This is a genomic window from Microbacterium sp. HMH0099 (assembly GCF_049384025.1).
GTDB lineage: Bacteria > Actinomycetota > Actinomycetes > Actinomycetales > Microbacteriaceae > Microbacterium.
In genome coordinates this window covers 1-12,575 of the sequence record NZ_JBMRJR010000008.1, presented here as the reverse complement: position 1 = coordinate 12,575, position 12,575 = coordinate 1, and the positions used below count along the sequence as shown (strand labels likewise).

The window sequence follows — 12,575 nt, the reverse complement described above, 5'->3', positions numbered from 1 at the left end:
TCGGGAGGGAAGGGATGCCACCGCGGTGGCATCCCGTGTCCTGTCCCGCCCCGCGGGCCGGTCAGCGCGCCGGTGCCGCCACCGGAGCACCCGCGTCGGCATAGACGCGACGCAGGAGCTCGGCGTGATGGGCGGGCGAGAAGACGGCGGCCGCGCGGTGGGCGCGACGGGAGGCGTCGACGATGTCGGACGGCTGCCGCACGAGCCGCACGAGCGCCTCCGCCATGCCCGGGACGTCCGAGGGGACGAGGATGCCGCCCTCGGACAGCCCCTCGCGGAGGTCGGCGTCCACGTAGACGACCGACCGGGCCTCCGTGAAGGCCTCGACGACGACCACCGGCTGATTGTCGAAGCCGAGCGAGGTCAGCGCCACGAGATGGGCGCGGCGGACACGCGCGCGCACCTCGTCGCGCGACAGCCGACCGGTGACGAGGATGTCGGGACGCGGCTCGGGACCGGCGGGGTCGGCGGCGTCCTCCACGGCACGCCGCAGCGGGCCGTCGCCGATGATCTCGATCGAGAGGGCGCCGGGGCGGAGGAGCGCCTGGGCCGTCCGGGCCGCGCGCACGAACTCGAGCACGCGCTTCTCCGGCGCCAGCCGTCCGACCCAGACGAGCCGCACGGGTCCCTCGACGGACGTGAGGGGCTCCGCCTGCGTCGCCTCCGGCGCGGCGTTGGGGATCACCGCGACGCGGCGCACGCCGGCCGCCCGGAGACGGTCGGCCTGATGCGCGGAGGGGGAGACGACCACGTCCGCCCGTTCCGCGGTCGAGAGCGTCATGCCGCGGAGGGCGGAGTCGGTAGCCGACGGAGCGAGGGCGGTGCCCGACACCGGGTGCGAGCGGACGCACCGGGCGAAGGTGCGGGTGATGAGCGCCGCGATCGGCTCGAACACGGCCGGCATCCGCGCCTGCCAGAAGAACGTGTGGACCGTGTGCACCACGGGTAGGCCCAGCTCGCGGGCGACGTCGATCGCGGCCGCGGTGAGGCCGAACTCGGAATGCACGTGGACGACCTGGATGCCGCGGGCGGTGAACTCCTCGCGGAGACGGCGCCGCAGCTGGGGGCGGTTCCGCAGCAGCGGCAGGTCCAGCCCGGGGAGGACGCGCCGGACGTCGACGTCGAGCATCGCGGGGTTCTCGGTCGCCGGGTGGGCGGCGGCCGAACGACGGGACGCCTTCGTCCGGGGGGCGACGACGGTCACGCGGGCGCCGTCGGCGGCGAGGATGCGCGCCTCGTCGAGGAAGGCGGACTGCGCACCGCCGAGGTAGTCGAGCGAGTAGTCGCACACCAGCGCCACCTTCAGGTCGGGGGTGGCGCGGGGTGTCCTGCTCGGCATGACGTCTCCTCGGTCGGGCGGAAGGTGCCGCCGCGTGGACAGCGACCCCTCCATTTCAACCGAGAACCGGGCCGGATGGCGAGAGGGCGCGGCGTACTCCCGGGGTGAACCGTAGTACACCGCCGTCCGCGGCACCCGCGCGCACCGGTCGCCGACGTCGCCCGGGGACCCGTCCCGCCGCGCCTACCCCCGGTGGAAGGGGCAGCGCGACGGGGCGTCCGCCGGACGGATGCGACCGCCCGAGCGGGGCTTGGTGGGCATCCGCCGACGGTTCACCTGCAGCCCGCGTCCGGAGATGCGGATGCGCGGGTCGCTCAGCGCTGCGACGGCCGCGGCGAGTCCCGCGATCGCCAGCTTCTCGCCGGGGCAGCGGTGTCCCGTGGCGACGTCGCCGCCGCCGTGGGGGACGAAGGTCTCGATGGCCTCGTAGTCGTCGACGCCGCGGAACCGGTCGGGATCGAACGTCCCGGGAGCGCGCCAGGACCGGTCGTCGGTGTCGGTGCCGAGGATGTCCAGCACGACCCGCCCTCCCGCCGCGACGCGCTCGCCGTCGAGCTCGACGTCGTCGACCGCCCAGGCCGGGAGCATCGGGACGAACGGTGCGGTGCGGCGGATCTCCTGGGCGAAGGCGGTGGCGCTCGGCCCGCCCACCAGTGCACCCGTCTCGGCCGCCTCGGCGGCGATCCTCGCCCGCCACTCGGGGCGGTCGAACAGCTCCTTGGCGGCGAAGGCGACGAACCGCGCGACGGCGATCATGGGACGGGAGCTGTTCTGCAGCTCGACCCCGGCCTGGCGGGCCGACAGCAGCTGCCCGTCCTGGTCGCGGTGGCGGGCCCACGCGTGCAGGGCGGTGCCCCCGGCGGGGGTGAGCTCCCCGGACCGGGTCGCCTCGATCAGGCGGGCCGCGTGACGGTCCGACCAGCCGCGGTTGATCATCGCGAGGAGGAACTCGGGCGAGTACGGGACGCCGAAGCCGTCGACGATCTGCGCCTGCCGACGGGCCCACCGGGTCCGGGCGGCGTCCGTGCCGGGGATGCCCGCCCACCGCATGATCGCGCGGCCGAGCGCGCCGACGGCGGCGTCGTAGGCGGTGCGGTCCCCACCCTCGACCCAGGCGTCGAGCTCGCGGCGCCACTCGCGCTCCAGCTCCGGCAGCAGGCGGCCGACCTCGTCGTCGTCGTACAGCACGTCGACGAAGGTGGCCTTGCGGTGACGGTGCTCGTCGCGGTCGAGGCTGTGGACCGACCCGTGGCCGAAGAGGGACTCCTGGATGAACGCCGGCATCGCCCCGTGCCGCCGGGTGCGGCTCTCGTCGTAGAACAGCTCGACCCCCTCCGCGCCGCGCACGAACAGCGCCTCCTTGCCGAGTAGGCGGAACGGGACCGCACGGGCTCCCGGCCGCGTGCGCCTCCACAGGCGGCTGCCGAAGTCGTAGCCGCGGGTCAGGAGCGAGAGCGAGTCGTCGCGGAGGAGCGTCGTCGGTGAGGGCATGGCGGCCACGGTGCCACGTCGGGGAGGACCGGCCGAGGGGGAGGCGACCGGCGCGGCCGTGTGGTACCGGAGCCGGGCCCCGTCAGCGGCGCCAGACCTCCTCGGGGGTCAGAGGCACGAGTGGTGGAACGACGACCGTGGTGTCGAGCATCCCGCGCCGCCCGTGCTCCGCCGACGCGGAGAGCGCCGTCATGATCTCCGTCACGTGCAGCGCCATCTCGCCGCTCGCGCGTCCGCCGGGGGCGACGATCGCCGCGCCGCTGCCGCCATCGGCCGCGCCGCTCCCGGAGCCGGGGCGCGAGCCCGTGGCATCCCGGATCATGTCGAGCACGCCGATCCCGCGCCCGGCGGCGACGTACCCGGCCGACGCCGGGAGCTCCTCCCAGGCGTCGGCCCCGGCCCGGAGATGCCGGACCGTGCCGTCGAAGTAGTTGGGATCGGGAACGGCGAGCGACCCGGTCTCCCCGTGCACCTCGATAGGGCTGCCCGCCGAGCCCGCCGCGTCGAAGCTGAAGGCGACTGTCGATAGCGCGCCCGACGCGTGCCGGAGCACGCCCGTGACATGCGTGTCGATCTCGACCGGGATGCGCTCGCCGGCGCGCGGCCCGGCGCCGATCACCCGATGACCGCGGCCGCGGGAGGCCTCGCCGACCACCGACACGACGGGGCCGAGCAGGTGCACCAACGACGTCAGGTAGTACGGCCCCATGTCGAACAGGGGACCACCCCCGGCGAGGTAATAGAAGTCCGGATTCGGATGCCACCTCTCGTGGCCCGGCGACACCCAGGTCGCGCTCGCCGCGGTGGGCATGCCGATCAGCCCGGCCTCCACCGCGGCCCGCGCGGTCTGGACGCCGGTGCCCAGCACCGTGTCCGGCGCACTGCCGACGGCCACACCGGCGGCCCGGGCCTCGGCCATGACGAGCGCGGCATCGGCGAACGTCGTCGCGAGCGGCTTCTCGCCGAAGACCGCGGTGCCGGCGGCGATCGCCGCGCGGGCGATGTCGGCGTGCGCGGCCGGGACGGTCAGGTTCACGACGAGATCGAGGTCGTCGGCGGCGAGGAGCTCCTCCGGGGTGCACGCCCGGCAGGAGGGCAGGGAGGCCGCGACCTCGGCCGCGCGGTCGGCCCGGAGGTCGGCGACGGCGACCACGGCCACGGCCGGGTGGTCGCGCAGGGTCGCCAGGTACTGCTCGCTGATGACGCCGAGGCCGACGAGCCCGAGCCGGGCGACCGGCCGCCCGCCGTCGCGCGCCCCGGTCACCGCGCCGCCCACAGCAGCCCCCGTTCCACGATGGTCCGCACGTGCGGGTCCGCCAGCACTCCCGGGTCGTGCCCCGGCGTGGCCACGAAGACCCGCCCCGCGCCCCACGACCGCGTCCACACGGCGGGCGAGACGATCGGCCGGTGCCACGGCTCGTGCGCCCGGACGGGGTGCGTCGTCGTCATCAGCACGTCGTTCGCGTCGTCGTGGAGCACCCAGTACTGCTCGGTGCGGAGGGAGAAGTCCCCGACGCCGCGGGTGATCTCGTGGACACGGCCCCGCTCGGTGGTCTCGTACCGGTGGTCGACGAAGAAGTCGGACCCGTCGCCGACGCGCTCGCCGGGGTCCGCGGCGGGGTGGGCGGCGAACTGCCCGCCCACGAGCTGCAGGTAGTCCGCGCTCGCGCGGAAGGCATCCACGATCCCGCCGTGCCACCCGGCCAGACCGGTGCCCGCCTCGACCGCCCGCCGCAGACCGGCGATGCTCTCCGCGTCCGCCTCGCCCATCGTCAGGGACTGCACGATGACATCGGCGCGGTCCATGACCGCCGCGTCCGCGTACACCCGCGGGGAGTCCTCGATGCGCACGTCGAAGCCGTTCTCGTGCAGGAACGGCAGGAACATCTCCGTCGCGGCCACGGGATGATGACCATCCCACCCGCCGCGTACGACCACCGCCGACCGTCGTGCCACTGTCTCTCCCTCGAGGTTCCGGACGCCGCGACCCTGCGGCATCCCGCGCCAGGCTACCGGCGGGCCGGAGCGCTCGCGCCGCGCTGCGCGAACCGGACAGGCGTCGCCGACGGACGCCCGGACGCGCCGTCGATAATGAGTCGATGGAACCGTGGGAGACGCGCGAATGGTTCGCCGAGATGCTCGACGTCCTCAACCGTCACGACCTCGACGACCTGCGCGCGCTCCTCGAGCCGGGCGTGCGACGCGCCCATCTGCCGGCGGGGGCGGACGCCTGGGTCGACGACTACGCCGAGCTTGTCCGCGGCTTCCCGGACTGGCGATGGCGCCGTATCCAGGTCGTCGTCGAGGACGACCGTCTCGCGGTGCATCTCCGCGGCGCCGGCACCCACACGGGGACGTTCCGGCATGTGGCCCCGACCCGGCGGCGCGTGAACATCGCCACGTTCGCGATGTACCGCCTGACGCGGGGGCGGATCGCCGAGGCATCCGGCAGCGACGATGCCGAGCAGGTGCTCGCGCAGCTGCGGTGACGGATCGCGCAGGGGCATGTCAAGTCCCCGTAGCCGGGAGGGCCGCGCGTTATCGTCGGCTGGTCCCCGTACGACAGCGAGAGAGGTCCGGCATGACGGCGACGTCCCGCTCCGGTACGGGGGTGACGTGGGCACGCGTCGAGGACGGCTTCCACGTCGGCAGTCGGCGAGGGGAGTTCCTCGGCTACATCGACCGCCAGTCGGACGGCACGTTCCTCGCCTTCGACTCGTTCTCCCGCATGGTGGGCCGGTTCCGCGGGCTGACGGCGGCCATGTCGGCCGTCTCCGAGGCCACCCCGCCCGAGACGCCCCTCGAGCTGCGACAGACCCGGTGAAAGGCGACGCGATGACCCAGGACGCTCTCGCGACGGTGGTGTACACCAGCACCGCGACCCAGCCCTTCGACTCGAGCGCGCTGTCGGACCTGCTGCGGCAGAGCCGTGCCAACAACTCCGCCGCCGACCTCACCGGGATGCTGCTCTACCGGGGCGGGCGCTTCATCCAGGTGCTGGAGGGGCCGTCCGACGTCATCGACGACCTGATGGCGACGATCGGCCAGGATTCCCGGCACGCCGACATGCGGGTGCTGCTGCGCGAGCCGATCGCCGAACGCAGCTTCGGTGACTGGACGATGGGCTACGAGCCCATCGGCGTGCCGGCCGGGGACGCGCCGGAGGGCTTCCGCGACACGTTCGACGACCTCGAGTCCGCGGACGAGTCGACCGTCGCCCGTGCCGTCCGCGAGCTCACCGTGTGGTTCCGCGTGCGCCGCCAGGGAGTGCCCGAGACGCCGCCGTCCTGAGACGCGCGGGCGCTTCCCGGCGGGGCGCGGGCGATGGATGCCACCGGGCCGGGGCCGTACGGCGATCCCTCTGCCCGGTCGGCGCTAGGCTGCTGGGATGATGACCCCCGCTCACGCCCGCACCGCCGTCGCGCGTGCGCGGCGCGCTGCGCGAGGCCGGCACGCATGAGCCCGCGCGACGACGACGAGACCCGCCGCGCCACGGAGCTGTTGGCCAACCGGTTGCGCACGCTCATGGACGTCGCCGAGGCGCGATCGGGGCGCGAGGTCACGTTCACGGAGATCCACGAGTTCGTCACTTCGCGCGGCCTGACGCTGTCGCGCGCGCGGTGGTCCTACGTCTTGAACGGCCATCGCTACACCGAGGACGTCGCCCTGCTGGACGCCCTCTCGGACTTCTTCGGCGTGCCGCACGGATACCTCCGCGGCGAGCCGGGCACCCCCGACGACGTGACCGCGCAACTGGACCTCGTCCGGGCGATGCGCGCCGCGCGGGTCCGCTCGTACGCCGCACGCACGCTCGGCGACCTCTCGCCCGAGACGCTCGGCGCCATCACCCGCTTCCTCGACGAGGAGACGGCCCGCACCGCCCGGCCCGACACCGCGAAGCTCGACGCCGGGTAGCAGCATGGACCGGATCGCGCCCGAGACCCCGCACCTCCCCGTCGCCATCGAGCCGGGGATCACCCTCGCCGAGCTGATCGAGCGCGTGCAGGCGGCCCGGGGCAAGCCGCTCTCCATCCACGAGCTTCCCGGTCTCACACACGAGGACAACGCGCTGTGCGGGCTGTGGCTCGCCGCCGACGACCGCGACATCATCCTGCACGCCGCCAGCGAGTCGGCCCTGCACCGCGAGCAGTTCATCCTCCACGAGCTCGCGCACATGCTGCTGCTCCACGACCGCGTCGACGGCGCGGGCTATGTGACCGGCGCGGTGCTGCCCGGCTACGAGGACGCCACCGTCATCAAGGCGCTCGCGCGCGACGCCCTGAACGACGACGTCGAGATCGCCGCGGAGCGGCTGGCGGACATCCTCGCCACGTCCCTGCGCCGCAAGCGGCCGACCCCCTTCTCGGAGGTGTTCGGCTGATGGTCGAGCTCGTCGTCAGCGCCCTGATGTGGACGCTGGTGGGGGTGCTGGTCGTGTTCCGCCGTGCGCGGAAGGAGCGCTCGGTGCTCTACGCGGCGGTCACGATCGCGGTCACGATGATGCTCAACGACGACGATCTGTACTTCGTCGTGGACGGCTGGTTCGGCGCCCGTGACGTCGTCCACCTGATCAGCGCGATCACGCTGATGTTCGGCGTGCACTACCTCGCGAAGGGGATCTCCCGCGCGGGCGCGCAGCCGTCGTTGGGCGGGTGGCCCGCGCGCGCGGCGCTGACCGCGGCGATCCTGGTGACGACGGTCGCCTTCGTCCTCGTGCCCCACGAGGGCGGGACGACGGCCAGCTTCATGCGAGTCTACGGCGACCACCCGGCGGCGGCCGTCTACTCGTCGACCCAGTACGTCTACTTCATCTACGTCTTCACCGCCCTCGCGCGGGCGTCGGCGGCGACGCTGCGCTCCGCCGTCCTGCGGCGGGAGAGGGTCGCCGCCGTCCTGCTGATCACGGGCTCGCTCTGCGTCCTGCTGCTCTCGCTGAACGTGCTCGTCATGAACGTGGCGCAGCTGGCGGGCGGCCTGTCCGCCGCCGAGCCGTGGCGGCCCACGTACTACCTCTTCCAGGTGCTGACGTTCGCGTTCCTCGCGGGCGGGCTCGCCGTCGCGCCGATCGGACGATGGGTCACCGAGGTGCGCCGATCCCGCGAGATCCGCTCCTTCGTCGACCGTCTGGCCCCCCTGTGGAGCGAGGCGGTGTCCGCCCGCCCGGCTCCCGGTGTCGAACCCGCGCGTGCCGACCCCGAGCTCCGCCTGCACCGCCGGATCATCGAGATCCGGGACGCCGCGATGGACGGCCGGAACGACTTCGCCCTCGACGACGACCAGCGCGCGCTCCTGCGCACCGCCGAGGAGCGGCTGCTCGCCGGAGCCTGACCGTGCTCGGGTACCTCGTCGCGCGCCGGCTGACCGCGCCGCCGCATCCCCGGCGGCATCCCCTGACCGTCCACTCCTCGACGCCGACGACGGTGACCCTGGATGCCACCCCGGCGACGACCGTCGCGGGGGACTGGGGTCTGTTCGTCGCCGGGGGAGGGCATGCGCGCGTCCACGGCCTCCCCCGAATCGACGCGGGGCGGGCGACGTGGGACCTCGCCCCGGGCTCGTCTCCGCCGCCGCCCGGGTCGCGGGTGTCCTGGACGGGGATCGTCGATCCCTCTCCCCCCGCGGGCACGCGAACGCACCGCCTCCCGGCCGGGGATACCTGGCAGGTGGGCCATGTCGCCGACGCCCCGCTGGTCGCGGTGCACCTGCACGGACTGGGGTCCACACGGGCGGGCACGCTGCGCGGGGTGGCGGCGGCGACCGCGGCGGGACTGCCGTCGCTCGTCCCCGCTTACCGCAACACGCTCGACGGACGCCGTCTCGGTCGCGGGCGGTCCCACCTCGGCCTGACGGAGACCGACGACCTCGTCGACGCGCTCCGTCTCCTCGATGGGGTCGGTGCCCGCCGGTTCGTCCTCTTCGGGTGGTCGATGGGAGCGCAGCTCTGCCTGCGGCTGGCGGGCGACGGGGCCTGGGCCGCGCGGATCGACCGGATGGTCCTGGACTCGCCCGTGCTCGACTGGCGCGCCGTCCTCGCGGCCAACGTCACAGCAGCGCATCTCCCTCGGGCGGCGGCCACGAGCGCCGCGCGCTGGCTCCGTCACCCGCGGGCCCTGGGGCTGGACGCCCCCGTCGACCTGGATGCCGCGGACTTCGTCGCGCGGGCCTCGGAGGTGCGGCATCCCGTGCTCGTCCATCACGGCACGCGGGACTGGTCCGTACCCCTGGCCTCGTCGCGCCGCTTCGTCGAGGGCGCCCCGGCTGCCGAGCTCGTGACCTCGGGCGGGGGGCACACGACGGGGTGGAACGTGGATGCCGCCTCCTGGCACGCCGCCACGGCCCGGTTCCTGGCGGCTCATTCCCTCTGACCGTGTGACGCCGCGAGACATCGGCTTTCTCCCCGCAGTGAACGGGGATAGGATGGCGGAGGATGTTAGACATGCCCAATACAGGGGTGATGGCGGGCAGGTCGACATCCCGCGTCGAAGACCGCAGGGTCGGCCCCGGCCGGCACTGTGCCCTTCGTTCCGCGTGGGGGCGGAGCGAAGGCGGTGGCACTGCCACCGAGAGCGGCGCGCACCGGCCTCGGCCGGACCGCCGGCGAAGGGCCCCGACGCATCGGGGCCCTTCGTCGCGACCTCGCGCGACCCTGCCGGGGTGCCGTGACTTGCCGCAGATGTACGCCTGACGCCCGCTGCGGCGTACATCTGCGCCAACTCAGCGCTCAGCTCCCCGGCGGGATGCCGTGGCGGCGGCGCGAACGAGCGGCGTCAGGCGCGGTGGGTGCCGCTCCGGCGGTCCCACTCGAGCGACCGCCACTGCAGGTACGAGCACAGGTTGCCGGCCACGACGAGCTCGGCGGCGAGCGAGGCGATGTGGTGGGGCGAGAGGGTGAGGTCGTCGGGGCGGCCGGTCAGCGTCGCCTCCCACAGGGGCTCGTCGTAGCCGACGGGCTGCATGTAGATCGCCGCGTTCGCGTTCGACAGCTTCAGGACCACCAGGCCGGTGTCACGGCCGTCGGCGTCCTCCTGCTGCGCGACGGAGATGTCGCCCGCAACCACGTGCCCCTGCGCGCGGAACTCCTCGACCCAGGCCTGGAGCTGTTCGCGCGAGCGTCGGGGCGGAGAGTCCTCGAGTTCATCGGTCACGCAGAAAATCGTCTCATACGAGGTCGCGACGGTCTCGAGAACGCCGTCGCCTCGAACCGTCCCTCGGACGTTCGAGGATCAGCGCCGATGCAATGTCGTCGTCTCCGGCGTCGCCTCCGATGTCATCCCCTCCGTCACCAGGCGGAACGTCATCGGGGGCGCCGACTCCGCTCCCCGCGTCGACGCCGGAGGCTCGGCCACCACGTACAGTCCGTGCGGGCCGTTCGCCGTGTGCATGAGCGCCTGCAGCCATAACGGGTTCAGCCGCGGGGAACGACTGCCGTGGAACTTGAACATCAGGACGGACTGCGGATGCACCCAGATGGTGGTCCGTCCTCCGCCGACGCTGACGTCCTCCTTCCACGAGAACGTGAACGACTCCGACCGCCTCAGCTTCGAGGTGATGACGTGCTCGAGATGCGACAGCAACCTGTCCTCGAACTCCACCTTCACCGTCTGCTCGAAGATGAATCGACCCATGGTGGCCTCCTTGAAGCCGCGCCCGTGCGGTGCTCCGGGGGGTCGGAGGGCCAGTACCGACGGGAACGTACCGTGCGCTCCACTGTGCAGAGCGCGGCAATCCGACTCAAGCCCCCTTCGGCGGACCCTGCGCTTGCCGTCCACGTGGTTGCGGACGGCGGATGACGCCCGTCTGCGCTGGGCGGCTCAGGCGATCAGAGCCACACGAGGGCCCCGACGTCCGACCGGGAGAAGGTCGGAGGTCGGGGCCCCGGGGGAGCGATGTCAGGCGTCGTCCGTCTTCGCCTGCTCCCGTGCGCGCTGGGCGGCGTCCTCGATGTCGGCGGCGGCGTCGACCAGGGCGTCGGCGATGATCTCATCGACGTCGGCCCGCTCCTCGACCGTCATCTCGGCGGGGGAGGAGTCCTCGCGGCGGCCGGCTCCCTCGGCATCCGCGGCCTCCCGGTCGACGAGCTCCGCCTCGGCGGCTTCGTCGTCGGTTGTGGCCTTCTCCGCGGTCACGGGCTCGATGCGGGCGGCCTCGTCGGCGGTCACGGTGTCCTCGGCCGGCACGGTGTCGTGGGCGGGGGCTGCGGGGGCGGCATCCGGAGCCTCTTCGTCGGTGCCCGCGACGGCCTCGAGGTCGGGCTCGGTGTCGTTCGGGCCGAAGACGCCTGTGACGACCACGTCCACGTCGACCGTGCGCGCGGTGAGCGGCGTGAGGGCGGCACGCACCTCGGTGCGGATCGCGTCGGCGACCTCGCGCAGCGGGTGCGGGTAGTCGACAACGACGGAGACCGTGGCGGTCAGGCCCGCGGCCCGGTCGTCGTCGATCTTGACGCCGGGAACGGCGCCGGCCAGGCCCACGCGCGTGCGGACGGCGTCGGACGTGCGCTGCAGCAGGTTGCCGAGCGCGTGGACCCCGTCCACGCCGCTGGCCGCCGTGGCGACGGTGCCGGCGAGCTCCTCGAGTGAGACCCGCTCGGCGGTGGTGGTGTCGGTCATGACTCCTCCTTCGGGGATGTCAGTTCAGTCTCGTGTTGTCGCGGGCGAGCTTGGCGCGCAGTCCGGAGTGCACCGAGATGTACGTGCGCATCTCCCGGCCGGTGAGCGTGGCGAGGTTGCCGACGAGCGTATCGACGTACTCGACCACCTGGCGGGGCGACGTGTTCTGGCGCGGTGTCACGGCGACGTGCAGGACGGACTCCTTGTCCACCTCGCCGGAGGTGATCCGGGCGCTGAGGATCTCGTCGCGCTCGCCGAGGGCGTTCTGCAAGGCCTGCGACGCGAAGCCGTCGGTGATGGTGATCCGTCCCGCGGCGCTCTCGCTGCCCGCGGACTGCAGGGGGGCCTCCCGGCGCCCGCGCACGGCGGAGGCGGCGATGACGATCAGGATGATCGCCAGGACGGTGATCGCGGCGACGGCGCCCCACCCGGCGCTCTCGCGGCCGATGCCGACGAGCCAGCCCTGGAACCCGCCGACGACGGAGGTCCAGGCGTCACGTCCGCCGGGGAGGAGGGCCGTGGCGAGCAGCAGTCCTCCCGCCGCGATGAGGGCGACGGAGACGATGAAGAGGATGAAGCGGTTGAGTCCGCGGCGCGTGGCGTTCATCGGGCTTCCTTGTCTTCGGGGCGACGCACGCTGAGGTGCGTCCGGACGGCGGGGACGAGCTCGTATCCGGCGATCTCCTGCTCGACGATGCGGCGCAGCTGCGCCTGATCGACGGGGACGCCGAGCGGCGGGCGGACCGTGATGTCGACCGAGCGGTGCGCGACCCCCACGACGATGTCGTCGCGGGCGATGCCGGACTCGGTGCTGAGGTGCTGGGCGAGAGCGGATGCCACGACGCCGTTGTCGACGACGACGGCGCGCTCGCCCCAGGTCATCTGGTGACGCGACAGGCGCCCGGGCTTGAGCGCCAGCACCAGGACGATCACGCCGACGATGACCAGTCCGGCCCCGATGACGTAGAGCGCCGCGGGCGCGAGCGCGTCCGGCGCGTCGACGGCGGCTTGGAGGGCGGGGCCGGGGGCGATCAGGAGGGGGTTCTGGCCGGTGAGGGTCAGGACGATCTCGGTGCCGGCGTAGGCGAGGGCGAGGAGGAGGAGGATGACGACGGTGAGCATGGCGCCGGTGCGGG

16 protein-coding genes are annotated in these 12,575 nt (G+C 73.5%); 7 read left to right on the top strand and 9 right to left on the bottom strand.

Going from position 1 to position 12,575, the window contains the following annotated elements; translation table 11 throughout:
• Nucleotides 1-61 precede the first annotated feature (61 nt).
• The 4 genes from ACO03V_RS15960 to ACO03V_RS15945 all read right to left on the bottom strand — a co-directional run bounded on the left by ACO03V_RS15960 (nucleotide 62) and on the right by ACO03V_RS15945 (nucleotide 4,828).
• Nucleotides 62-1,339: a glycosyltransferase family 4 protein gene (locus ACO03V_RS15960; protein WP_423138320.1), complete on the bottom strand. Its 1,278-nt coding sequence runs from the start codon at nucleotides 1,337-1,339 to the stop codon at nucleotides 62-64.
• Between the two features lie 183 nt (nucleotides 1,340-1,522).
• Nucleotides 1,523-2,830 carry a cytochrome P450 gene (locus ACO03V_RS15955; protein ID WP_423138319.1) on the bottom strand — a complete coding sequence of 436 codons (1,308 nt, stop codon included), beginning with the start codon at nucleotides 2,828-2,830 and terminating at the stop codon, nucleotides 1,523-1,525.
• Between the two features lie 82 nt (nucleotides 2,831-2,912).
• Nucleotides 2,913-4,094, bottom strand: a complete 1,182-nt coding sequence (locus tag ACO03V_RS15950; protein WP_423138318.1) for a Gfo/Idh/MocA family protein — start codon at nucleotides 4,092-4,094, stop codon at nucleotides 2,913-2,915.
• Nucleotides 4,091-4,828 (bottom strand): ThuA domain-containing protein, encoded by a 738-nt coding sequence (locus tag ACO03V_RS15945; protein ID WP_423138317.1) that lies wholly within the window; start codon nucleotides 4,826-4,828, stop codon nucleotides 4,091-4,093. The genes ACO03V_RS15950 and ACO03V_RS15945 overlap by 4 nt, the downstream gene beginning before the upstream one ends.
• A 101-nt stretch (nucleotides 4,829-4,929) precedes the next feature.
• Between ACO03V_RS15945 and ACO03V_RS15940 the strand changes: the two genes are divergently transcribed.
• From ACO03V_RS15940 to ACO03V_RS15910, 7 genes are all read left to right on the top strand, one after another.
• On the top strand, nucleotides 4,930-5,319 hold the full coding sequence (locus ACO03V_RS15940) for an ester cyclase (RefSeq protein ID WP_423138316.1): 390 nt from the start codon (nucleotides 4,930-4,932) through the stop codon (nucleotides 5,317-5,319).
• A gap of 92 nt (nucleotides 5,320-5,411) precedes the next feature.
• Nucleotides 5,412-5,654, top strand: a complete 243-nt coding sequence (locus tag ACO03V_RS15935) for a hypothetical protein (protein ID WP_423138315.1) — start codon at nucleotides 5,412-5,414, stop codon at nucleotides 5,652-5,654.
• Nucleotides 5,655-5,665: 11 nt separating this feature from the next.
• A complete protein-coding gene (locus ACO03V_RS15930; RefSeq protein WP_423138314.1) occupies nucleotides 5,666-6,121 on the top strand; it encodes a BLUF domain-containing protein in 456 nt (151 codons plus the stop codon).
• Between the two features lie 165 nt (nucleotides 6,122-6,286).
• Nucleotides 6,287-6,745, top strand: a complete 459-nt coding sequence (locus ACO03V_RS15925; RefSeq protein ID WP_367734501.1) for a hypothetical protein — start codon at nucleotides 6,287-6,289, stop codon at nucleotides 6,743-6,745.
• Between the two features lie 4 nt (nucleotides 6,746-6,749).
• Entirely contained in the window at nucleotides 6,750-7,211 is a 462-nt protein-coding gene (locus ACO03V_RS15920) for a hypothetical protein (protein WP_387056407.1), read from the top strand.
• On the top strand, nucleotides 7,211-8,158 hold the full coding sequence (locus tag ACO03V_RS15915) for a DUF6545 domain-containing protein (protein ID WP_423138313.1): 948 nt from the start codon (nucleotides 7,211-7,213) through the stop codon (nucleotides 8,156-8,158). Before ACO03V_RS15920 ends, ACO03V_RS15915 begins: the two co-directional genes overlap by 1 nt.
• A 2-nt stretch (nucleotides 8,159-8,160) precedes the next feature.
• A complete protein-coding gene (locus ACO03V_RS15910; protein WP_423138312.1) occupies nucleotides 8,161-9,195 on the top strand; it encodes an alpha/beta hydrolase family protein in 1,035 nt (344 codons plus the stop codon).
• A 402-nt stretch (nucleotides 9,196-9,597) separates the two neighbouring features.
• Here ACO03V_RS15910 and ACO03V_RS15905 read toward each other — a convergent pair whose 3' ends face one another.
• The 5 genes from ACO03V_RS15905 to ACO03V_RS15885 all read right to left on the bottom strand — a co-directional run.
• Nucleotides 9,598-9,975 (bottom strand): hypothetical protein, encoded by a 378-nt coding sequence (locus tag ACO03V_RS15905; RefSeq protein ID WP_367734507.1) that lies wholly within the window; start codon nucleotides 9,973-9,975, stop codon nucleotides 9,598-9,600.
• 78 nt (nucleotides 9,976-10,053) lie between these two features.
• Entirely contained in the window at nucleotides 10,054-10,455 is a 402-nt protein-coding gene (locus ACO03V_RS15900) for an ATP-dependent DNA ligase (RefSeq protein WP_367734508.1), read from the bottom strand.
• Between the two features lie 264 nt (nucleotides 10,456-10,719).
• Nucleotides 10,720-11,439, bottom strand: a complete 720-nt coding sequence (locus ACO03V_RS15895; RefSeq protein WP_423138311.1) for an Asp23/Gls24 family envelope stress response protein — start codon at nucleotides 11,437-11,439, stop codon at nucleotides 10,720-10,722.
• A 19-nt stretch (nucleotides 11,440-11,458) separates the two neighbouring features.
• A complete protein-coding gene (locus ACO03V_RS15890) occupies nucleotides 11,459-12,046 on the bottom strand; it encodes a hypothetical protein (RefSeq protein WP_367734511.1) in 588 nt (195 codons plus the stop codon).
• Nucleotides 12,043-12,575: DNA/RNA endonuclease G (locus ACO03V_RS15885; RefSeq protein ID WP_423138310.1), on the bottom strand; the 533-nt coding region annotated here is incomplete at its 5' end. The genes ACO03V_RS15885 and ACO03V_RS15890, both read right to left, overlap by 4 nt.

Bases quoted from the DNA above. Each gene is read 5' to 3' on its own strand.
- ACO03V_RS15945 (WP_423138317.1), bottom strand. From the start codon at position 4,828: ATGCCGCAGGGTCGCGGCGTCCGGAACCTCGAGGGAGAGACAGTGGCA.
- ACO03V_RS15955 (WP_423138319.1), bottom strand. From the start codon at position 2,830: ATGCCCTCACCGACGACGCTCCTCCGCGACGACTCGCTCTCGCTCCTG.
- ACO03V_RS15890 (WP_367734511.1), bottom strand. From the start codon at position 12,046: ATGAACGCCACGCGCCGCGGACTCAACCGCTTCATCCTCTTCATCGTC.
- ACO03V_RS15925 (WP_367734501.1), top strand. From the start codon at position 6,287: ATGAGCCCGCGCGACGACGACGAGACCCGCCGCGCCACGGAGCTGTTG.
- ACO03V_RS15940 (WP_423138316.1), top strand. From the start codon at position 4,930: ATGGAACCGTGGGAGACGCGCGAATGGTTCGCCGAGATGCTCGACGTC.
- ACO03V_RS15920 (WP_387056407.1), top strand. From the start codon at position 6,750: ATGGACCGGATCGCGCCCGAGACCCCGCACCTCCCCGTCGCCATCGAG.
- ACO03V_RS15895 (WP_423138311.1), bottom strand. From the start codon at position 11,439: ATGACCGACACCACCACCGCCGAGCGGGTCTCACTCGAGGAGCTCGCC.
- ACO03V_RS15960 (WP_423138320.1), bottom strand. From the start codon at position 1,339: ATGCCGAGCAGGACACCCCGCGCCACCCCCGACCTGAAGGTGGCGCTG.
- ACO03V_RS15915 (WP_423138313.1), top strand. From the start codon at position 7,211: ATGGTCGAGCTCGTCGTCAGCGCCCTGATGTGGACGCTGGTGGGGGTG.
- ACO03V_RS15930 (WP_423138314.1), top strand. From the start codon at position 5,666: ATGACCCAGGACGCTCTCGCGACGGTGGTGTACACCAGCACCGCGACC.
- ACO03V_RS15935 (WP_423138315.1), top strand. From the start codon at position 5,412: ATGACGGCGACGTCCCGCTCCGGTACGGGGGTGACGTGGGCACGCGTC.
- ACO03V_RS15900 (WP_367734508.1), bottom strand. From the start codon at position 10,455: ATGGGTCGATTCATCTTCGAGCAGACGGTGAAGGTGGAGTTCGAGGAC.